18 protein-coding genes are annotated in these 20,287 nt (G+C 44.0%); all 18 read right to left on the reverse strand.

The genetic code is table 11. The features are described from left to right. Window positions 1-27 precede the first annotated feature (27 nt). Window positions 28-999, reverse strand: coding sequence for a class A beta-lactamase (bla, locus tag TCA2_RS12230; protein WP_047911874.1), 972 nt, complete (start codon window positions 997-999; stop codon window positions 28-30). A 324-nt stretch (window positions 1,000-1,323) separates the two neighbouring features. Next, window positions 1,324-1,665: an Asp23/Gls24 family envelope stress response protein gene (locus tag TCA2_RS12235; RefSeq protein ID WP_052511951.1), complete on the reverse strand. Its 342-nt coding sequence runs from the start codon at window positions 1,663-1,665 to the stop codon at window positions 1,324-1,326. Between the two features lie 28 nt (window positions 1,666-1,693). After that, entirely contained in the window at window positions 1,694-2,812 is a 1,119-nt protein-coding gene (locus TCA2_RS12240; RefSeq protein WP_370510349.1) for an AI-2E family transporter, read from the reverse strand. Further along, window positions 2,809-3,948: a cell wall metabolism sensor histidine kinase WalK gene (locus TCA2_RS12245; protein ID WP_238546370.1), complete on the reverse strand. Its 1,140-nt coding sequence runs from the start codon at window positions 3,946-3,948 to the stop codon at window positions 2,809-2,811. The genes TCA2_RS12240 and TCA2_RS12245 overlap by 4 nt, the downstream gene beginning before the upstream one ends. 87 nt (window positions 3,949-4,035) lie before the next feature. Next, a complete protein-coding gene (locus TCA2_RS27580) occupies window positions 4,036-4,224 on the reverse strand; it encodes a hypothetical protein (protein WP_047911877.1) in 189 nt (62 codons plus the stop codon). After that, the gene (locus tag TCA2_RS12255; protein ID WP_047911878.1) at window positions 4,205-4,912 is read right to left on the reverse strand and encodes a response regulator transcription factor; all 708 of its coding nucleotides are present in this window, start codon (window positions 4,910-4,912) and stop codon (window positions 4,205-4,207) included. The genes TCA2_RS27580 and TCA2_RS12255 overlap by 20 nt, the downstream gene beginning before the upstream one ends. Window positions 4,913-5,083: 171 nt before the next feature. After that, complete coding sequence (locus TCA2_RS12260) at window positions 5,084-6,628, reverse strand: right-handed parallel beta-helix repeat-containing protein (RefSeq protein ID WP_238546371.1); 1,545 nt, start codon at window positions 6,626-6,628, stop codon at window positions 5,084-5,086. Between the two features lie 146 nt (window positions 6,629-6,774). Then, on the reverse strand, window positions 6,775-7,494 hold the full coding sequence (locus tag TCA2_RS12265; protein WP_047911879.1) for a CPBP family intramembrane glutamic endopeptidase: 720 nt from the start codon (window positions 7,492-7,494) through the stop codon (window positions 6,775-6,777). Continuing rightward, complete coding sequence (locus tag TCA2_RS12270; protein ID WP_047911880.1) at window positions 7,487-8,044, reverse strand: PadR family transcriptional regulator; 558 nt, start codon at window positions 8,042-8,044, stop codon at window positions 7,487-7,489. The genes TCA2_RS12265 and TCA2_RS12270 overlap by 8 nt, the downstream gene beginning before the upstream one ends. Window positions 8,045-8,187: 143 nt before the next feature. Further along, window positions 8,188-8,610 carry a VOC family protein gene (locus TCA2_RS12275; protein WP_047911881.1) on the reverse strand — a complete coding sequence of 141 codons (423 nt, stop codon included), beginning with the start codon at window positions 8,608-8,610 and terminating at the stop codon, window positions 8,188-8,190. Window positions 8,611-8,627: 17 nt separating this feature from the next. Then, a complete protein-coding gene (locus TCA2_RS12280) occupies window positions 8,628-8,948 on the reverse strand; it encodes a hypothetical protein (protein WP_047911882.1) in 321 nt (106 codons plus the stop codon). A 148-nt stretch (window positions 8,949-9,096) separates the two neighbouring features. Beyond that, window positions 9,097-9,429: a DUF4064 domain-containing protein gene (locus TCA2_RS12285; RefSeq protein ID WP_047911883.1), complete on the reverse strand. Its 333-nt coding sequence runs from the start codon at window positions 9,427-9,429 to the stop codon at window positions 9,097-9,099. 48 nt (window positions 9,430-9,477) lie between these two features. Then, window positions 9,478-10,113 (reverse strand): hypothetical protein, encoded by a 636-nt coding sequence (locus TCA2_RS12290; RefSeq protein ID WP_047911884.1) that lies wholly within the window; start codon window positions 10,111-10,113, stop codon window positions 9,478-9,480. A gap of 444 nt (window positions 10,114-10,557) precedes the next feature. Further along, the gene (locus TCA2_RS12295; protein ID WP_047911885.1) at window positions 10,558-11,841 is read right to left on the reverse strand and encodes a cellulase-like family protein; all 1,284 of its coding nucleotides are present in this window, start codon (window positions 11,839-11,841) and stop codon (window positions 10,558-10,560) included. 15 nt (window positions 11,842-11,856) lie between these two features. After that, window positions 11,857-14,172: a beta-galactosidase gene (locus tag TCA2_RS12300; RefSeq protein ID WP_047911886.1), complete on the reverse strand. Its 2,316-nt coding sequence runs from the start codon at window positions 14,170-14,172 to the stop codon at window positions 11,857-11,859. Further along, window positions 14,169-17,501: a DUF5107 domain-containing protein gene (locus tag TCA2_RS12305; RefSeq protein WP_047912001.1), complete on the reverse strand. Its 3,333-nt coding sequence runs from the start codon at window positions 17,499-17,501 to the stop codon at window positions 14,169-14,171. Before TCA2_RS12305 ends, TCA2_RS12300 begins: the two co-directional genes overlap by 4 nt. A 198-nt stretch (window positions 17,502-17,699) precedes the next feature. Then, window positions 17,700-19,355 carry an extracellular solute-binding protein gene (locus TCA2_RS12310; RefSeq protein WP_047911887.1) on the reverse strand — a complete coding sequence of 552 codons (1,656 nt, stop codon included), beginning with the start codon at window positions 19,353-19,355 and terminating at the stop codon, window positions 17,700-17,702. A gap of 51 nt (window positions 19,356-19,406) precedes the next feature. Continuing rightward, entirely contained in the window at window positions 19,407-20,276 is an 870-nt protein-coding gene (locus TCA2_RS12315; protein WP_047911888.1) for a carbohydrate ABC transporter permease, read from the reverse strand. Window positions 20,277-20,287: the final 11 nt, after the last annotated feature.

Genomic DNA, 20,287 nt, shown 5'->3' on the forward strand with positions numbered 1-20,287 from the left:
ATTCTGCGCTCCCTTCTCTTGTGGTCCTTACTTCGAGGAACCACTGTCCATGTGGTTTAGAGCCTGAACTGCAAGCTCTGTCGTTCGCGCAATAAGCGAGTTATCGTACTCGGCGTCTTTTTCATCGCGGCTCGTCATTATGGCAAGAACAATCGGATCACGATCTGGAGGCCATATGATGCCAATGTCGTTCCTTGTTCCGTAGCTTCCGGCACCTGTCTTGTCTCCTACGTTCCACCCTTCAGGAACCCCTGCACGAATCAACTCATCCCCTGTTGTGTTGCTGTGGAGCCAATGGGTCAGAAGCGTTCTTTCCTGCTCGGAAAGTGTATCTGTAAGTATAAAATGATGAAGAGAATTTGCCAAGGCTCTCGGAGTACTGGTATCACGGTCATCACCTGGAACGGCCTCATTCAGCTCGGTCTCATAGCGGTCAGCCATCGTAACGGTATCCCCGATTTCTCGAAGTACAGTCTCGAAGCCTTTCGGTCCGCCCAGCTCCTTCAGCATCAGATTGCCTGCAGTGTTATCACTGAAGCGAATAGCTGCGTCCATAATTTCACTGAGCTTCATCCCCGTAGTTACATGCTTCTCTGTTATCGGGGAATTCTCCTCTACATCTTCTTTGGAATACTTAATGATCTTGTCCAGCTCCTCCTCCGATTCTTTAAGCAATATTGCTCCTGCTGCCAGCGCTTTGAAGGTTGAGGCATAAGCAAACCGTTCATCTGCACGATAGGAGACCGTCTTGCCGGAACCTGTATCCCATGCAAATACACCGACTCTCGTATCATACTCTTCTTCTAAGTCGGCATAGCTTTCATCTGCAGAGACTGATATAGAAGTATTAGCATCCGTACCTTGTACACTATCTACTATTGCCGTGTCCTTTCCTCCTCCACACCCATTCAACAGCAGAAGAACAAGAAATATGCTTAGTAAAACAGACGGTTTAGCATATAAAGCGGTGAGCTCCCGGATCCTTTGTACATTTCTCATTACTTAATCCCCATTTCATATGATTTGTAATGCATTAGCGCCCATGTAACTCTAACCGCCCCCTTCGCATGACTTGGCAACCACAATAACTAACGGCTTTGTGGGACAACAGATGAAATCAGTAGACTACATTTGTAGTCATGCTATGATATTACATTTGTAATCTGATTATGTCAAACATTGGACACAGCTATGGACTTTTAAAGTCCGTATCTTCTTCTCTTGTGGATTAATATTTCTCGACAAAAAAAGCGGGCGTTGCATTAAACTGCAACCCCGCCGCTAATAATCCATACTACAGTCGAATAGCTGTAATCCCTCAATCTAATCTAATGCAATCCCCTCTACCTTTACAAAAATCTCGCCGATTGAGGAGCCTGTTATATTTTCAATCAAATTCTTCACTCTTTGTTGCAGCTCTCTACATACCTGGTGAATCTTCACTCCGTAATCTACAATAATTCGCAGCTCAACATTGGTGACTGCGTCTAACCGATGAATCGTTATTCCCTTAGATTGTCTACTGCTGCTTAGTTGACTCAGAATATCGTTTAAACCACCCGTCACTACCCTAATTCCCTCTATATCTCGCAAGGCTTTTTCTGTAATTTTGGTAATCACTTGATTAGAAATAGATACTTTTCCCTCCGAAGTTTGAATCATCATTTTTCTCTCCTCTTGATTGGAATATGAACTACGCTTTCTCCCACTTCTCCTTCACAAAGAGAGCGTACAGCTTCAAAACAATAATTTTGATTGTCGTATATACCGGAATGGAGAGAATGACGCCGATCAGACCTCCTATATCCTGACCCACCAGTACGACTACAATACTTGTAATGGGATGAATGTTAATTGACTTCTTAAATATATAAGGTGCGAGGATGTTATCTTGGATCTGCTGAGCACCAAGAATAATAACTAGCGCCCATATCGCTGTCGACGGTGATTGGATAAATCCAATAATAAGGATAGGAACAGCGGATATGATCGCTCCTATAAATGGGATAAAATTCGCGATAACCGCAATAACCGTTAATAGAAGCGCATAGGGCAGGTCAATAAATATAAACCCAATATACATTAAGACTCCGAGTGCTATATTGGTGATGACGCGCCCTACGATAAAGCCTCCAAGTGAATTATCGATCTCTTCAATCAATTCCTGCCCATCCTCCCGAAAACGTCTCGGCAGAAATGCTACGATTTTCTCTCCAAACTTTCCTCCCTCTTTAAGCATAAAATATAGAAGGATCGGCGTAATAAATAATACAAGTATGAAATTGGAGAAGAATGTAAATAGGCTCGACAAGTAGGCACCCAGCAAGTTCATTCCCTGGTTAATGATATGGGTTACACGTGACATCAGCTCATTACCCTCAGGCAGAATACTTGATAGCAGCCCGCTGTCTTCCAGCTCTTGAAGCTGAACCGTCAGCTTCGTAACCAAGTCAGGTATATTAAGGATGAGCTCATGCAGCTGTACGCGAATTGAGGGCCACACACCAATGATGAAGCCGATGATAACGATCAAAAACACAAGATAGATCATTAAGATGGCAAGTGTACGGTTCCCCCATTTTCGATGCATCCATTGCACCAAAGGTCTTAACAAGTAATATAAGAAACCTGCCAGCATTAGCGGCACGATTATAACATTGAACAGCGAAAACAAAGGTATAAACACAAATTGCACTTTATAGCTTAGGAAAACGATAAGCAGAATAGAGATCACGCCAATACAAAAGCGTATCATCTTGTTTGTTTGAAGCAACTTACCCCCTCCATCTAAGTCGGTCACGCGTATTTTCATTTAGGAATCTCAATCTTGAATACTGTCATCTCTTTGTCATTGCTGCTAAGCGTCAGTCTTCCGCCCATCCGCTCAGTATTTTTCATTGCAATAGCTAAGCCAAGCCCCGTACCGCCAGTAGCTGTTCTGGCTTTATCTCCCCTCACAAAAGGGTTGAAAATCGTCGTTTGTAATTCATTCGGAATGCCTACTCCATTATCTGCAATCTCGATCATTACGAACTCTTCTTGTGGAATAACTTCGATTCTTAATAGGGTTCCATTATTGTTGTACATCAGCGCATTACTGATGATATTGTGAACGACACGTGCCAGCAGCTCGGGATCAAATCGTGCGTATACCGCATGATTCGGAACCTGAAATTGCAAATTGAAGCTTTTTTTCTCAATTTCGCCATACGTGTCCGCAATGACTTCTCGCAGAAAATCGCCAAGCTCGTATCGATCGGTCTTCAGTAGAAAGTCTGGCGAATCTGTTTTTAACAGCTCTACCATGTTCAGAATTAGTTTCGTCACTTGCGTCGACTTGTTGTAAATATACGTCAAATACTTTCTCTGTCGTTCAGCATCATCGACACGGCCTTCGTACAAGGCTTGCGCGTATCCTTGAATCGTTGTTATTGGTGTCTTCAAGTCATGGGAGAGATCCATGATCATCTGCTGTTTGCTCTCCTCAGCCAATCGCTTATCTTCTGTCGTTTTTTCAATCATATCCGCCATATAATTGAACTTCTCACCCATTTGTTTAAATTCTTCCTCTGCATCGACTTCAATTCTCGTATTGTAGTTGCCCCGAATCATTTCATTCAGCCCTTCACTAATGGTCTTCAGCGGCTTTTGAATTCTCCTGGCGACGGTGTAACTGTAGCCTAGAATAAGTATCAGAATAAAGATGATACCCAGCATGATGTACAATGCTAGAGGCTCACTTAATTGGGACATAAACGGAAAACTATTGACCGTAATGTTAATTCGATCTCGAGGGATCTTAAGCAGCAGCCAATATGTGGAATCCGCGTCCTGGTAACGGGTGAGAGAGGAATAATAGGGACCATTCACTCCATTTTCGAGAAGCGTAAATAATTGTTCTTCTGTGTAACGATTCACTTCATCTTTTTTAGATCCGATGACTTTCACGATGCTTTTATCTATGTCTAACAGTTCAAGCCAACCACCGCTATGTAGGAGCTTTTTTGTTTCAGGTCCAGACTCCATATCCGATACCTAGACGCTGGCTTCAACCTCCAGATCGGGATCAGCAAGCTGATACTCCTTCAGCTGATTTGAAATGTCGAGCTGTATAAACATATACGCACAGCATGCGATGAATACAACAATAAGTAAAAATCGAAAGAAATCAAATGCGAGCGAAGTTTGCAGCGGACGCTTATTTCTATTTTTCCACAGACGCATCCATTTTGTACCCCAATCCTCTAATCGTTTTTAAATATTCGGGTTTCTTCGAATCCCGTTCAATCTTCTCTCGAATGTTACTGATGTGTACCATAATGCTGTTATCCTCGTGCACATAATAATCCTCCCACACCGCCTCATATATGCGTTTACGAGTAAAGAGCTTCCCTGGTGATTCCATCATAAGCTTCAGAATTTTATATTCCGTAGATGTCAGGGATACCTGCTGTCCCGACACATACAGCATGCATGCATTTGTATCCAGAACAAGATTACCGAGGGTAAGATTTGAGCTCGTCTCCTTTTCTCCTGTAGATCCATCAAATTGATGTACTCTTCGGATCATGGCTTTGACACGAGCAACCACCTCTAGCGGGTTAAAAGGTTTGGATACATAATCGTCCGCGCCAAGCTCAAGTCCCAGAATTTTATCATGGTGTTCACTTTTTGCCGATAAGAGCAACACGGGAATGTGACAATCCCGGCGAATGATCTTCAGGAACTGCAACCCACTAAGCTCAGGCATCATAACATCTAAGATAATGAGATCGACCGATTGAGCTTGAACCATGTGTAGAGCTTCATTACCATTGTTCGCTTTTACGATGTTGTATTCTTTCTCTAAATAGAGCTGAAGCAGCTCCACAATCTCAGATTCATCGTCAGCAATCAGAATCGTGTAAATAATAATCCCTCCTATACCATTTATAACCGGAAGATCTTTATAAAGTCTTAACTGAATCTAAAGATTACATAAATTTTAAGCATACTTACTTATAGAAGACATCAAGCTGCTAAATAAATTATACAGAAAATAAAAAAAGTCGCTCAATTAGCGACTATTAATGTTGACTTTGTTCTATTCATCAGCCCCAATGTTTACCATATCTCCTTGTATCCGATTGTTGCCATCGATGTCCAGCGTATTCTCGATCGACATATGTGTCATACCGACATCTATTGCAGGAGAACTCTTTTGCAAGTGAAGGTTCTCAAGCTGCATATTTACGAATTGGGGATCGGTAAAGATGGAATGTTTATCATTGTTGGTAGCCTTCCGGTATGACTCTAGCCCAGCATACTCCTTGCCCTTCCATGTCCAGATTGAATCATCTGTACCCACCGGACTATAATACAAATTATAGTCGACGACATTGCCAGAGTTGCTCGTGTATTCGTTAGATAGGAAGACATCCGATTGCCCAGCATGAAAAATGTTGTTCATGATGACATTGTCGTGCGTGTAGTTCTGCAGCAGCATTTGGCCGCTGCCGTCATTCAAGGTGTTATTGTTGAAGAACGTATTGTTGATAATCGTGCTGTCTGTCGTTGAACCCCGATCCTCATCATATCCGCCCAATGCAATTCCCGTGTAGCGATTGTTGTATACAACATTGCTGCGCACCGTTATTCCGCTGGTTGCTTTCCCGTAATGCTCACTGGCCAGCTCGATGCCGATATCGTTGCCGAAGCTGTAATTACGCTCGATGATGCTGTCTTTGCCGCCATCAATATAGATCCCGCCTGCAGAATTACTCTTGTTCGGCAAGGTGTGGCCGTAGGACGGATTATAATTAGCCGTAATGTTATATACTTTATTCCCGCTAATGATGCCGTTGCGTGCTTGATCATAACGCTCGTCAGGTGAGACACCTTCGAAACCGATAACATCGATGCCGATATTATCGCTATCGTGAACACTATTGCTCGTAATCGTGAATGTATCCACGTTCCCATTGATCGCGAGTGCTTCACTGGACCCGAGCACAAGATCGTACAGCTCGTTCCCGTCAATGATCACCTTCGTAATCGCATCGGGTGCTTCATTCCCGTAGACGGCAATCCCGTGCGCATCTCTTCCGCTCAGATCGCTGGCGACTGCAGCCGTATGTTTGATCGCATAGACCTTATTATTCAAGAGTTTAATATTCGATCCCGAACCATGAACGAAAATACCAATTGGCATTTGATCCTTCTCTGATGTCTTGAAATTTCGGACGACCAAACTTTGAATCGTAATGTAGCTGGCGTCATCGATTTCGATCAGCCCTTCCTGCCCGTTGACATCGAGTCCGGTACCGTCGAGAATTGCCGTTTCATTCGGGTAGCTAACGAAAGTGATCGATCCGCTGTCTGTGGAACCAGAACGTGAAATGTTCAGCTTCTGCTTATACACACCGCCTCGAACATAGACCGTACTGCCCGGCTGAACCGTATCCGCTGCATGCTGCAGTGTTTTCCATGGTGACTGTTTGGAGCCATCATTCGAATCTTTGCCGGTCAGCGCTACATAATACGCTTCCGACGCGGCGTTAGTGGAAGGGGCTTCGATCCGATTTACGAAGATCAATAAAGCGGCCGCGGCAATGCCTCCGATCATGAGGATTTTCATCCAATTGTACATAGTTAGTCCTCTCATACTTCTTTTTGACCTGACTCATTAAGCTAAATTGCTATGGCTGCAACAACGTCGCATCCACGTAAGTAATAAAGATTGATCTATTATATCATTATGAGAACTCAAATAGGGCAGGAATGAGCTTTATGCACCTACTTCATAAATAAAGCACTAAAAATCACGACATCTTGTAAGAAATGGATCGCTAACGCCCAGAAGAACCCCTTCGTTTCTAACATTGATTTGGCCAAAAACCATCCGATAAAAGCAGCCATCAATACACCCACTATTCCCCCTGGATTTCCGAAATAATGAACAATACCAAAGGTCAATGCTGATAATCCCTGCGCTATATACGGTGAGAAGCCATATCTGCTAACAACAGCTACAAATGAAAACCGGAAGATGATTTCTTCAGAGAAGGCATTCATAAGCGAAAAGATAAGAATTAATATGACCCCAGGATATAGCTCTAAACTCATGCTTTCCCCATACCCCAGTTGGAAGTATATGACCACAATGGTCACCAGTGTAATCACAATCGCGAAGTTGAAACCTAAGTTTTTCCATGACTCCGTTACTTTTGGCTTAATTCCAATCCAAGGTTCCGGCCGAATAATTCCATCTCGCCTTCTAAGACTTAAATACGTAAGACCATCTTTACCTGCGATTCCATATACAATGCCGATCATAATCATAGCTAACAACAATACCGTAATCTGATAACTAATCTCCAGATTGTATACAGCCCTATCGAATATTTCTAAAGCGAGGAGCGGACTGCTTCTGAACCATAGCAATAGAGGCGCACAAGCGGCAACCATGATGGTGATCAACAGGATGGGGATCCAATTGAGTCGTTTTTTACTCATCAATATGCCTCCAATGTGGATGGTTTAATATTGCAAGTGCATGGTGACACCATTCGATGGTCATTTGCAGATATCGCTCACCATAGTCGAGAGTCAATAACCAGAGCTGGGCTTGTTTACGATCTGCTCCAGGAACACTCGCTTTAATTCCTGCGAGCATCGCGGTTAATCCCTCACTCGCTTCTATTTCTTCCTTCAGAAAAGCGACTAATTGCGGCACATTCCGTTTATCGGAGACGAAGAGCTTCATCAGTAATTCATTTCTCATCACAGGTTCCATCGGAGGTTGAGTTAACCAAGAATCAAGTTGATTACATCCCTCTTGCGTTATACCATAGACAATTTTGCGCCTACCGGTCTCTGCTGCTTCCACAACCGACACATAACCTTCTAGCTCCAGTTGCTTGATGCTCTTATGAATATGTCCATAGGATTCGTTCCAAAATAGGCCGATGCTTTCCTTCGAGAACTTGACCAATTCATAGGCGCTCATCGGTTTAATCCGAAGTAAGCCGAGAATCGCAAAATGACTAGTATTGATTCTTTTCATATGCCCCTCCTCACACATCATATATCTTTAAGATATATACAATTAACATATTATCCCACTACATCAAAGATTACAATCCATCAAAAAAAGACCCATTCTCAAGGAATAGGTCTTCTTGTGTTTCTCACACCTGGATTTAAGAATTACTTAACGCGTTTGGATATAGGATGATCTTCATTCATTTGCAGAAGATCCCACAAATTTCCGTATAAATCTTTGAACACGGCAACCATTCCGTATGATTGTTCTTTGGGATCTCTAACAAATTCTATTCCTTTGGAGACCATTTCATTATAATCTCTCCAGAAGTCGTCCGTGTTTAGAAAGAGAAATACTCGGCCACCAGTCTGGTTACCAACAAACTGCTCTTGTTCCGGTTTAGATGCTCTAGCTAGTAATATTGTCGTACCAACAGAGCCAGGAGGAGAAATTACTACCCATCGTTTATCTTGCTCTGGTTGATAAGTATCTTCAATTAACGTGAAATTTAATTTTTTTGTATAGAATTCAATCGCTTCATCATAATCTTTTACAACCAAAGCGATATGTACAATGGACTGAATCATTTTAGTCGTTCTCCTTCTCAGAAGCCTAACAGCTTAAAAATATATTCCTCCGTTGCTTTGCCAACCATCTCTTCCCAGCTATCAAATTTCGTTTGCTTCGATACATAAGCATCCAGCTCTTCTCGATGAATAGCTTCAAAATCCTCCTCTGTGTCAGCATTAAATCCGCTTTGATTAAAGAATTCATCTATACTCTCAAAATTTGTGAATCTTGTCATGAAAGACGAGTTAAACATTTCATCAAAAGAAACAGAGCGATTATTTTCAAGATTACGAACATTTTCTTTAATCTCATGTAACCTGCTATTGCTTAACTCATCTATTCCGTCCATTTTCATGAAGTCACCCCCTCTGTCTTCCAAAAACATTCGCCAAAGAGAGACTTTATCCCTGCCAAGACGTTGTCAAGAAAACACAAAGTCTCCGAAATACGATAAAAAACAGCCTTAAGGAAGTTCTCCCTAAGGCTACACAGATCAATTAAAACTATGCTTCTATATTTACACTCTTCTTTTTACTCAAAATCCCCATAAACCCGGCAACAACAAAGAGTACGCCGGAGAGAATGAAAAACATGGAGATGCTTATAAATCCTGCTATACCACTCACTAACATGATGATTCCTGCAATTTTAGGTTTTGATTTTGCCATTGCAGATCCAATAATTCCTAGGATACTAAAAATCATGGCCGAAATCGCTAAACCCGTAATGCTTGATGTTCCGCTATCTGAGAACGCTGCATCCACCCCGCCTATCATCAATGCAACAATTGAAGCAATAATACCGAAAATACCAGCTATAAGACCCATAGCAAACATTCAAAACTTCCCCCTATTTCCTTAACCGATGCTCAGTCACTTTGGATTCTACTTTAACTGCAGTTTAACTGAATATTCTTCTCTTTGATCGTTGGATCCAAACCCGTCACCTTCAGTAATGTACCACTTGATCTTAACCCACTCAATATCTTCTGCGTTTCCACGATCTAGGAACCATATTACATTACCTTCTTTGATAACTCCTTCTTCGATCTCCCCTCCTAAATTATCTGACAACCACATATTGGCATCGACCTGTTCCCCAGTAGATGTGATAAGCTCTGCTTGATCCGGATACGTAGTAAATATTTTATCCGTAGTGTTTTCGATATTCATTTTGATTCCTACTGCGGACGCAGTTAAATCTTCTGTATCTCCATCCTTAGGTGCTTTGTCTGAAACTACGACTTTCTCGATCGTTGTTACCACACCATTAAAATCGTCTGACCAGGTCGCATCATTGTAATAAGTCCAAATATCGTCTGAATTTTCAGTTTCCTCACTTACGTTTTCTGTAGTTGTCGTTCCCTCGCTTTCGGTAGAAGTGACGGAGTCCACATTACTATTTGACTCCATCTTGGCCTCGGTCGGATTGTCATCCTTAATGTTTGTGACCTCATTGCCACATCCGACTAACAGAACAACTGACAATGCGATTACAGTAAAAATGGGTAGCTTCTGCATTTCATCTTTCCTCCATTACAATTCAATACATCTGACCGATCCTCAAGTAAGTGCGCATGTCCTCTGAAAATATGATTGTTTCCTATTCACCCAAGGGCCCTTTGGGTTTATATTGTTTCCGTTTCCTAGAACTCTGTCTATCCCAAAATCAATATAACTTTCTCAGGGAATGACGCAGTTCACCTTGCTATCAGTCAGCTTATAAAGTTTAACATCTTAAATAGTTAAAAGGTATTAAGTTTGTATAATCTTCATCAAATATTAATAATTTTTATAATTTTATTTATATAATATATATTTGTTATATTATCCCAATGATATCCTTACTGGCTCTTCCTGGTTATTCTCTAAAAAAATAAAGGCAGCCAATTAAATCATTGGCTGCCTTGAGGAGCTTCCTCCTACTTGAACTAATTACAAATTGACCATAATCCTGTTCTCTTCTTAATTATATTCCAATATGAATCGATTCCATTTCTGCTGCCAAGGGATGTCGTCCCAGAACGGATGATGTGGCGCGCAGTTAGAGCACAATGTCATTCCCCAGAAACCAAGGGACATCCCTTTACGGATCGCATATTCAGCGATAAACTTTCCGACTGGTCCTTCTTCAAACCCTGCGTATAGCGGGGTATATCCTACGTAACCCTCTCCGATGACAACCGGAATACCGTTACGCCGTACCCAGTCATGAACTTCATCAAATCGCAGGTCCACTTTTTGCAGCATTGCGAGTTTTTGTGCCGCATAGTGCTCATATAGGAATAAATCCCATTTGTCTGTATCCGCCCAGTCATGCAGATAAATTAGCTTCATCCCGACCGGATTACCTTCCATCCGCCATTCCTGTCCTACCGGAAGTGTCCATTCTTCAATGGGTGGAGCATCTTCTCTAAGCAACGACTGTACAAAAGGATTCGGAAACGGCTTATCCTCGTTCAGACCGGCCAAATCCATCAGCTCGTTCAGCACGCCTTTAATATATAAATGAAAATGAGCAACCTGAAGGTTACGTGCAACATCGCATTTTGAATAAGCTTCGTTCAGCGTATAGCTTGCGGTTATCAATAGATCTGGATGACATTCGCGCAGATAATCTACGGCCTCTTCAATATATGGCTGCATCACTTCCACAAGTTCCGGCGTATTCGTATCTGATATCCCTTGGCTGGTTCCGATCGCTGTCAGTTGTCCGAACTCCACCTCATTATGCAGCTCTGCATAAACAATTTGACTGCCATAGCCTTCCTTCTTAACGAATTGAATTAACTGATTCATCGAAGCGGCGATAGCCATGAACCGTTTCTCTGGCGGTATCGCAGCCAGCTCATCCCGCAGCTCGGGATGGGCTAGGAAGCTAGGGCTCTGTTGATACTCCCAGGAGGATAACATAATATAACAGTTATGAGCTTGTGCCTGCTTGAACAGCTCCAGCAGATGAGCATGACCGTCCAGCTCAGCTCCACCGCGGCAATTGTACCAGCGCGTGCGCTGACCGACTTTTCCTAGATTACCGAATTTCAATGGACCAGGGCGCTTCCCTTCACTTGTGAACAGCATGAACGGCATAGCGCAGATCCGAATCGTGTTGTATCCTCGTTCCACCGCTTCTTTAAAGCGCGCGCTTAAGTCGCTATACGGCTCACCCGGCATCGTCATCGTATACCAAGAGAAATCCCACATCGTAATCGTAAGCTTCCGAGGCAGATCATTTCTAATGTTAATCATATTGAGTTCACTTCCTTAACGATGAAATGAAAGAGTCAAGGCTGCCTCATAAATCGGAGTCGCTTCAATGAGATGGAATTCAGCGATTTCCCTTCCTTCGAACCTTTCCACAAGCGCTTGATTAACAAAGGTATGAACTGTGCCTTCTCGCAGAGGCGTTATGGACAATGTAAGAGAAGCGGATTCCAGCTCATTACGAAACTGTTTTAACCCAATAGGCCACGCCTCACCATATTGAATATGATCTGTAAGCAAATCATCCTTCAGATATGCTGCTGCTACATCACCACTGTAATCAATAGATAAGAATACGTCACCGATCTGCTCTGGCCAATCGGTATTTGTTTGTAATACGGCATGCTTGTCAGATGGATAAGTGATCTCAACCATCGGACGATAAGAAGGTACGTTCACTTCAATTAGGTCAAAGCTGCCTAGAGAGGAAGAGGTAATAGAACCAACCGTAGTTTGCAGGTCAGACGATAATGCAGGATAGACGGCAACCTGCCAATGCTCTGCTCCTTCAGAGCTGCAGACGAGACGCCCGTCTTTTACATACAATCGGCTGCTGCTGACCATAAGCCTCTCTTGATCCCATAGGTCAAGCTTATACGTCTGAAGCGCCTCTTCCCTGGAGAATACTGCGATTTTAACGGTTTCTCCATTCGGCTTCAGAACATCGATCGTATATTCCTTGCCTACGGCAGGCCTTATAATCCAAACCGATTCCTCCTCAATTACTTGTCCGCCTTCTTCAGATATGCGAACTGCTGTCTGTTTATCCAACACGAGCTCTGGCTTGATGTCATTCAGTGCCTGAAAGACAACCAGCGGCGACGCTTCGTTATCCAGCTTGGTCAGCGGCTGTACGGTAGCGGTTACAATTCGGATACCATGTATGGTCATATGAAACGGAAGGACCGCGCCCATCCCACGATTCATCGTAAGCGCGCCCTCACGAGGAAATGCAGCAACGCCTCTGCCCGTGTCGAGCTCAATACGTACATCGGAATGTTCCTTCGTCTCCACATGATCCTGAAAATTGTTCAAGAATAGAAAGCCGCTGCCATCCCTTTGGCGTACACACCAACGAATCGTTTCTGTATCTTCAGGGAGGATTTCGGATTGACCTGGGGGCAGCTCCGTTCCGAGGGGGGCAATACTCTCGCCAAAGGCATCCAGCATGAGTGCAAGTGTCCGAATACGATCGTATGATTCTCCGACTCTGCCAAATTCACCTAGTGGAGACTGATAGTCATAAGAGATTTTGGGAAGTCCGTGTTCGTTTAAATACGTATGTTTACCCTTAGGATTCGATCCCCCATGATACATATAATAGCCTAGAATATTGCTTCCGCTTGCCAGCTTCACCAGTGTCATCGCCTCCACACTGTCTGGAGACACATTCGGCCTAGCCGTGTAGCTTACCTGCATTCCCCCAGCCATCTCACAGTATGCGACTGGGTACTGGAGCGTATCGTACCCCACGGACTCCATAGGAGTCGCATGTAAATCCCGATAAATGTATTCTCCGCTCGGCGGCTGATTCGGAATCCACGGTGTATATGCATAACCAGCAAGCATCGGAAGCGTTCCGCTCTCTGGAACAGCAGCCCCGCCCCACGCTGTGGCCGTAAAGAACATCGGCTTCATACCTGCTTCCTCAGCGAGCCTGCGAAGCTCAGCAAGATGCTGATTGCCTTCTTTTCCTGCGCTCAGAAACACGCCTGTCTTATATCCCCATGCGTCTAGTGGGGCTCCGGCATGCATATATTCATTCTCCAGCTGGATCCCAATAATCGGTCCGCCATCCTGGAACAAGGTGCCTTTCACCTGCTTCGCGATTTCACGGTACAGCCTGCGCGCTAGTGCTAGATACTCAGGGTCGTTTGAGCGAACTTCAAGCGGCTTGTGAAACACCCAATCCGGTATCCCTCCATTACGCACTTCACCATGGCAAAAAGGACCAATCCGGATGATGAGCGGTAACCTGATTTTTGAACACAAGTCAATGAAATGGCGTAAATCACGCTCTCCTCCCCATTCGAAGACACCTTCCTCCTCTTCGTGGTGGTTCCAGAACACATAGGTCGCGACGATGTTTATGCCGCCTGCCTTCATCTTAAGCAGTTCCTCCTCCCAGTGAAGAGAGGAGAAACGTGAGAAATGAAATTCTCCCACAACAGGTATAGCCGGTCGCCCGTCTTTTGTCATATAGTAATTCGTAAAACCAAAACTCTCACCCTTAGGATTAATTCCCTTGCAATCTCCCAACCTGCCCGAATGAATGGGCTTCGCTTCCGATTTAAGCTTGAGTGTAAGCAGTTTCATATATTTACCTCCCCATGGAACAATACTCCTTGATGGTTGGGATCCAGCTCCAGCACCTTCCGGAAATCCTCGGCTGCTTCTGGTACCCTATTCAATCCTAGTAAGCCTAATGCTCTCATATATCGGCAATGAATAACATTGCGCCGGTTCAGATCATCATCAAAGACTAGAAAGTCAGGCAGCGAAACGGCAAAATAATCGATCTTCACATCATCAAACAAATGCTTCTCTGCATAATTGATCAGCTTATGGAAACGTCGTGCAGCCTCTTTAACATTTCCGAGCTTATTCCACGCTAGTCCTTGATAATAAATCATTTCTGGCGGCTGATCATTATAGTACATCGCACTCGCAGGCTCATCAAGACCGTAAGCTGCAGCAGCAAAGGCTTCTTCCGCTTCTTTAGTTAAGCCTAGGGATTCATAGGCACAGCCTAGGTAATAATAAATGTGGTTTTCTTGAGCACCTGCTAATTTGCCCTCTCCCAGATTAAGAGGATAGACGGTTGCCTCTCTCAGACTCTCTACTGCTTTCACATATTGTCCGACGGCGATTGCCAGTTTGGCCAGTTCCACCTTTGCTAGTACATATTGCCCGGTAACTTTGCCTTCACCGCCTTCCCATGGATGGAAGATTCGATCCTCGATCAGTCTTAGTGCATCCTCATGCCGTTTAAGCGTATTGTGCAGTGTTACAAATTCCAAATACAAGTCGTCCCTCTGAACGATGAGTTCTGTATTCGCGTTCATTAATTCCAGTCTAAGATCTGGCGGAGTGTTCAGCTTCTTGTGCAGCTGGTCGAGCTCGTAGAATACGCGGGCATCGCCGGAATTACAAGCAAATGCGTTATTCAACGAATTGAGAGCCTCGTCTGGTTTATTCAGCTTATTGTAGTAAGCAAGGGCCAAATTCCGATGCACAACAGAATAACTGTCATCCAGCTCACGAGAAGTCTCCCAGCACAATATCGCTTCCTTATGACGTTTTTTATCATATAAAAGATTTCCCAAGTAATAGTGTGCTTTGGCATCATTTGGACTGACTTTGACAGCAAAATTCAGAACATCGAGCTCGAACAGACGGTTAGGGAAGCAATAATCCGGAGAAGCAGCTGCCGCTGAAGACAAAGCCAGGTTCATTTCCTCCTCCATTGCAAGCTCCCCATATAAGTAAGCTTTAGTATAATGGATCATAGGATCCATGGCTGCCTTTTCTGGTGCATCGTTTACGATTATAGCTGCTTCTGTGTACATCCCCGCCGCCGCGTAATCTGATGCCAGTGCTAAATAATTGCGGGCTTCGTCCCGCATCAGCTTATGGAGCTCTTCCTTGACTGCTGCTGCCTCTGCTTCTCGGCCTAGTGCTTCTAATGACAAGGATTTCTCAAAGTACGCGCCAAACTCAGCTATACCAATAGCGATGGTGCTGTCTAACCAAGCTATTGCAGATTCCAATCGTCCCAGCTTACGGAGCAGAATAGATTTCAAATTCCTTGCTTTAAAATGATGTGCATTACGTACAAGTGCACGCTCTACCAGTTCCAATGCGTCAACGTATTCCCCTGCCTCGGATGCGATCTGAGCGAGTGAAAAATAGCCTGCGTCCTGCCATGCGGAAGACCATACCGATTTATAAAATGCAGCATATGCCTCCTGCTTACGGCCTTGAGCTTGGAGAGATAAGCCAAGCATATAATATGCTTCACAATCGTATGGATTGGGATTTAACCAGGTCAATGATAATACTGCCTTTCGGAAATGCTGTTCACTCTTCTCGTACTCGCCTCTGCGAAGTAACAAGGTACCGTAAGCGACATTTATCCGAATATCATTTTTGTCTCGCTTCAAACCCTCCAAATAATAAGCTTCAGGTTCAAATGTTGCATGCCTATACTGCTCTAGATGAAGGCCTGCCAAGTACAGCTGCTCATTGGTTTTCAGCTCTTCTGGCTCTGGAAGCGCTCGTGCAGCATCAGGGATTTGCTCGATCTCGGGCTTATGCGGCTGGTAACTCACGAGCCTACGGCCCGTGCCATCCATAACGGAAGCAACTAGCTCATATTCTTTAACTTCTGGAGGAATTGGCACTTCCTTCATAAATGTAACGGCTGGTGACAAATCGACTGTCTCTTGCAAAAACGTCCCTTTGCTGCTCCTTAACTCAATCCTTGCCCCTTTCTGTTCCGAAGTGACATACACCTGTATCGTTGCGACTCCGCTATTGCGATCGGTTTCTAAGTTGAGTGCCGCATTTATGGAAGCGTTCTTAACTACCCCTATATCTTTATAAGGCATAAAATATTGTGTGAACGACTTTTCCTCATATGGCGCAAGCCAAGTAAAGTCTGGCTGGTTATCTGTGAATACGTCGGTCATTAGCTCGATATAAGGTCCGTCCTCATCCGTCAGGTTACGGTCCCATGCTTGCCCGAATTCACCGTTGCCCCATGTCCACTGCTTCTTACCCGGTGATATATGATGATTAGCCACGTGCAGAAGACCTGCCCTTAATTGATGGTCATAACCCCCAACGAAATCGTAATCTGATTTGTATGCCATATAAGAGGTCGGCACCGGAATGTTCTTGTAGCGTGAAATGTCCACACCTTCTGAATAATCCATCTTGTAATATGTGCCCATTGCAATCGGAAAACGAGATACATCTCTCTTTCCATGGTCAAACACCGCGTTAACATCCGGAGGAAACACCGACTGTGTATGCTCATTCACCGCTACTGCCGGATTGGCCCACCATAGAAAGGTTTGCGGAAGACTCGTTCGATTATACAAGTTAGCTTTGATTTCAATGTAGGCTTTATCTGGATGCAGTGTAAATCCGGTGGTAACCTTCGTTCCATACATTCGATCGATTTCACTTACCCACGCGGTCGCACTTCCACTCTCGCACTCCTCCAGCTTCCATTCTACGGGTCCGAACGTGTTCGGACGGTGATGCTGCGGCCAGTTGAATTCAATTCCACCCGAGATCCACGGACCTGCTAATCCTACCAGTGCCGGCTTGATCACCTGATTATGATAGACGAAATCGTAATTGTTCGTTTTGTCCACGGCACGGTATATTCGTCCGCCAAGCTCTGGCATCACCTCAACTCGCAGATACTCATTTTCTAGGATGATCATCCGGTACTCCTGAATTTTCTTCTGATTTTCGATCTTATCGATGACAGGATACGGATACACGCGGCCGGAGCTGCCCTGATATACTCTTTTTTCTAAAAACATCGGATTCTTATCCGGTTTACCCACTCCATATGTAGGAATTTGCACGATTGTTTCCCGTACGGACGCCTTTAATACTTTCGTACTCAACTCAATCACTCCTTTGATCCTTCTTAAGCTGCTTACATGTCTTAGCTCAAGATTACAAGGTTCATAGCCAGCAGACAATTGATAATCCTCTGTATTTAATGGACTATATTCTTATAATTCTTCATACGTTTCACTAGCCAGCTAACAAATGAAACCGCCAAGGGAATTCCCTGGCGGCTATTATTCGTTCCTTCTATATTATTCAGCTTTTAATTCATTCTGCTGTTGTTGATAAATTTCATAGAAATCACTCCAGATCAATACATTATCCTTCTCCTTATCCCACCACTCCTGATACCAGCTTATAATCTCGGAGCCTCCACCGCTCTCCCATTGTTTCTGCGCGTCAATTGCTGCTTGTTCCACAGTATAATTACTACCACCAATAATGGCTCTTGTATAAATATCATGTACCGCTGTTTGTACGTTACTGAACTTAAGCTGCAGTTCCTTAGGCAACTGAGGCATATGCTCGGAATGAGTCAAGCCTTCACCCACCGGGAGCTCGTTCATATAGGCATCAATGGATTCTTGGAATAGACGATGTGCTTCTTTCTGTGCAGGAACTTCTTCATCGAATTGATTTTCGACGTAACCATATTTGCCCTCTTCTAAACGACTGTATAGCATTGTAAAGTCACTTGCCCAGCTCACTTCGTTCTTGTATTTATCCTGGTCAAGAATGACCGGTTTTCCGTCTTCCTCCAATTGATAATGCTCTCCTTCGATACCATATCGGAACGTGCGTCCAATCTCCGGTTTGACCAAGTAGTCAATGTACTTGATAATAGCTTCCGGCTCCTTGGCACGAGCATTAACAACAGCGGTCATTTGTACTGGATTATTCCAGACGGTATTAAATTGTCCTTCAGAAGTTATGGGAAGCGGCATGACTTTCAGTCTAGAATCCGGTACATTCTTCATTAGCGTGTCCAGCTCACGAGAAGCAAAGCTTATATAATCGCTTGTCATGAATGCGTAAATTCCAATTTTGCCATTTAGAAAGTCCTGTTTGGATTTGGATCCGTCCTTATCGCTCAAAAAGTCTTTGTCGACGGCACCGGCTTCAAACAATGCACGTTTAAATTCCGCTTCTTTCTTCAAGCGCTCTGGGCCTACCTGAATCCCGCCGTTGTCATCTAAATTAACCCAGTTCGCATTAAATATATATCGGAACAGTCCGGCATTGTCTCCAAATTCAAATCCACCTACTCCGTAGGTATCATCCACACCATTTCCGTCCGGATCTTGCTCTGTGAACGCTTTAGCTACGGACAGGAATTCTTCCTCTGTCTTAGGGATTTCCAGGCCCAAATTCTCGAGCCAATCCTCTCGAATAAACAGGCTGACTAGTGGATACACCTCATTCATGCGACCCACTTCGTACAGTTTTCCATCCGATTTGATACCTGCTTGCTTCAACTGAGGGTATTTCTCCATTAACGCTTTGTATTCTACACTATGTTGTTCGATGAGATCATCGAGTGGCATGAGCTGCTTCTGGTCAAACAACTGATTTCGAATACTGGTGCCAAACTCAAATATTAGATCAGGTGCACTGCCTGAAGCCAGCAGCACATTTAACTTCGACTGAGACTCCCAGCGAGGGATTGCAACAAACTTAACATTGGCAGGACCGTTTTCATTGATCCACTTCGTCCACATATTATCTTCGATTGTACCCATCCCATTCGGTACAGCCCCTCGATCATAAATGGTAGAAGAAATGCTGGCTTTATTCGTATTTTCATTCCCCTCAGCTGTGCCATCCTTGCTGTTCGAACATCCAGCTAGCATACCCCCAACCAGGCTGGAAATGAGCAAAAGTTTAGGCAGTTTATACAATTTGTTCATGGTGATACCCCTCTTTCCTGTAAAATGTGAATATGGATAACGTTCGGCTTGCTAACCTTTTATTGAGCCGAGCATAACACCCTTTACAAAATACTTTTGAAGCAGTGGATAGACAGCTAGTATGGGCACAATCATTACAATGACGGCGGCAGAACGTATGCCCTCAGGTGTCATGCTGGTCATCATTGTCGGATCGGCGAAATCCTGAATCATGGTCGTAGATTTGATCATATTCTGAACCAATACCGTCATGTTGTATTTGTCTGTATCATTGATATAGATCATGACACTCATGAAAGAATTCCAATATCCAACTCCATAGAACAGGGCTAAAGTGGCCAGCATAGGCTTTGTTAGAGGCAGGACAATTCGCCATAAGATTCCTGTCTCACTGCAGCCATCCATCTTAGCAGCTTCATCTACTTCCCCTGGCAGCTGCTCGAATGCAGATCGCATTAGCAGCATATTATAGGTACTCACCAAGCCAGGCAGCCACAATGACCAATAGCTGTTTACGAGACCTAGATTTTGCACTACGAGATAGGTTGGAATAAGCCCCCCGTTAAAAATCATTGTAAAGACCATGGCCATTGTGAAAAATCGGCGGCTGTAGAATTGTCGTCTGGACAAGGGATAAGCCGCCAAGATTGTAACCAGCATACTTAACGCTGTCCCAATCAATGTAATTTGCACGCTATTCCAGAAGGATTGAAGAATTGGAGTACCTGCAAATAAACTACTAAAGGAAGAGAAACTGAAATCTATCGGCCATAATGTCACCCTGCCGCTTGCAACCGCATCGGCTCCACTAAGGGATAAGGCCACCACGTTAAGAAGTGGAACGATGCAGCTTATTGCTATAAGTGAAAGTAATACATAATTGAAGAAGTAAAATATTTTTTCTCCCTTGCTATCCCGCATTTACTTTCCTC

This window comes from Paenibacillus sp. TCA20 (assembly GCF_000732325.1).
Classification (GTDB): Bacteria; Bacillota; Bacilli; order Paenibacillales; family Paenibacillaceae; genus Paenibacillus; species Paenibacillus urinalis.

What these genes read in the sequence shown, in the direction of transcription:
- TCA2_RS12265 (WP_047911879.1), bottom strand. Translation starts at nt 7,494, where the DNA reads ATGAGTAAAAAACGACTCAATTGGATCCCCATCCTGTTGATCACCATC.
- TCA2_RS12310 (WP_047911887.1), bottom strand. Translation starts at nt 19,355, where the DNA reads ATGAACAAATTGTATAAACTGCCTAAACTTTTGCTCATTTCCAGCCTG.
- TCA2_RS12280 (WP_047911882.1), bottom strand. Translation starts at nt 8,948, where the DNA reads ATGAAAATGGACGGAATAGATGAGTTAAGCAATAGCAGGTTACATGAG.
- TCA2_RS12315 (WP_047911888.1), bottom strand. Translation starts at nt 20,276, where the DNA reads ATGCGGGATAGCAAGGGAGAAAAAATATTTTACTTCTTCAATTATGTA.
- TCA2_RS12295 (WP_047911885.1), bottom strand. Translation starts at nt 11,841, where the DNA reads ATGATTAACATTAGAAATGATCTGCCTCGGAAGCTTACGATTACGATG.
- TCA2_RS27580 (WP_047911877.1), bottom strand. Translation starts at nt 4,224, where the DNA reads ATGCGTCTGTGGAAAAATAGAAATAAGCGTCCGCTGCAAACTTCGCTC.
- TCA2_RS12270 (WP_047911880.1), bottom strand. Translation starts at nt 8,044, where the DNA reads ATGAAAAGAATCAATACTAGTCATTTTGCGATTCTCGGCTTACTTCGG.
- TCA2_RS12290 (WP_047911884.1), bottom strand. Translation starts at nt 10,113, where the DNA reads ATGCAGAAGCTACCCATTTTTACTGTAATCGCATTGTCAGTTGTTCTG.
- TCA2_RS12300 (WP_047911886.1), bottom strand. Translation starts at nt 14,172, where the DNA reads ATGAAACTGCTTACACTCAAGCTTAAATCGGAAGCGAAGCCCATTCAT.
- bla (WP_047911874.1), bottom strand. Translation starts at nt 999, where the DNA reads ATGAGAAATGTACAAAGGATCCGGGAGCTCACCGCTTTATATGCTAAA.
- TCA2_RS12235 (WP_052511951.1), bottom strand. Translation starts at nt 1,665, where the DNA reads ATGATGATTCAAACTTCGGAGGGAAAAGTATCTATTTCTAATCAAGTG.
- TCA2_RS12240 (WP_370510349.1), bottom strand. Translation starts at nt 2,812, where the DNA reads ATGAAAATACGCGTGACCGACTTAGATGGAGGGGGTAAGTTGCTTCAA.
- TCA2_RS12275 (WP_047911881.1), bottom strand. Translation starts at nt 8,610, where the DNA reads ATGATTCAGTCCATTGTACATATCGCTTTGGTTGTAAAAGATTATGAT.
- TCA2_RS12260 (WP_238546371.1), bottom strand. Translation starts at nt 6,628, where the DNA reads ATGTACAATTGGATGAAAATCCTCATGATCGGAGGCATTGCCGCGGCC.
- TCA2_RS12285 (WP_047911883.1), bottom strand. Translation starts at nt 9,429, where the DNA reads ATGTTTGCTATGGGTCTTATAGCTGGTATTTTCGGTATTATTGCTTCA.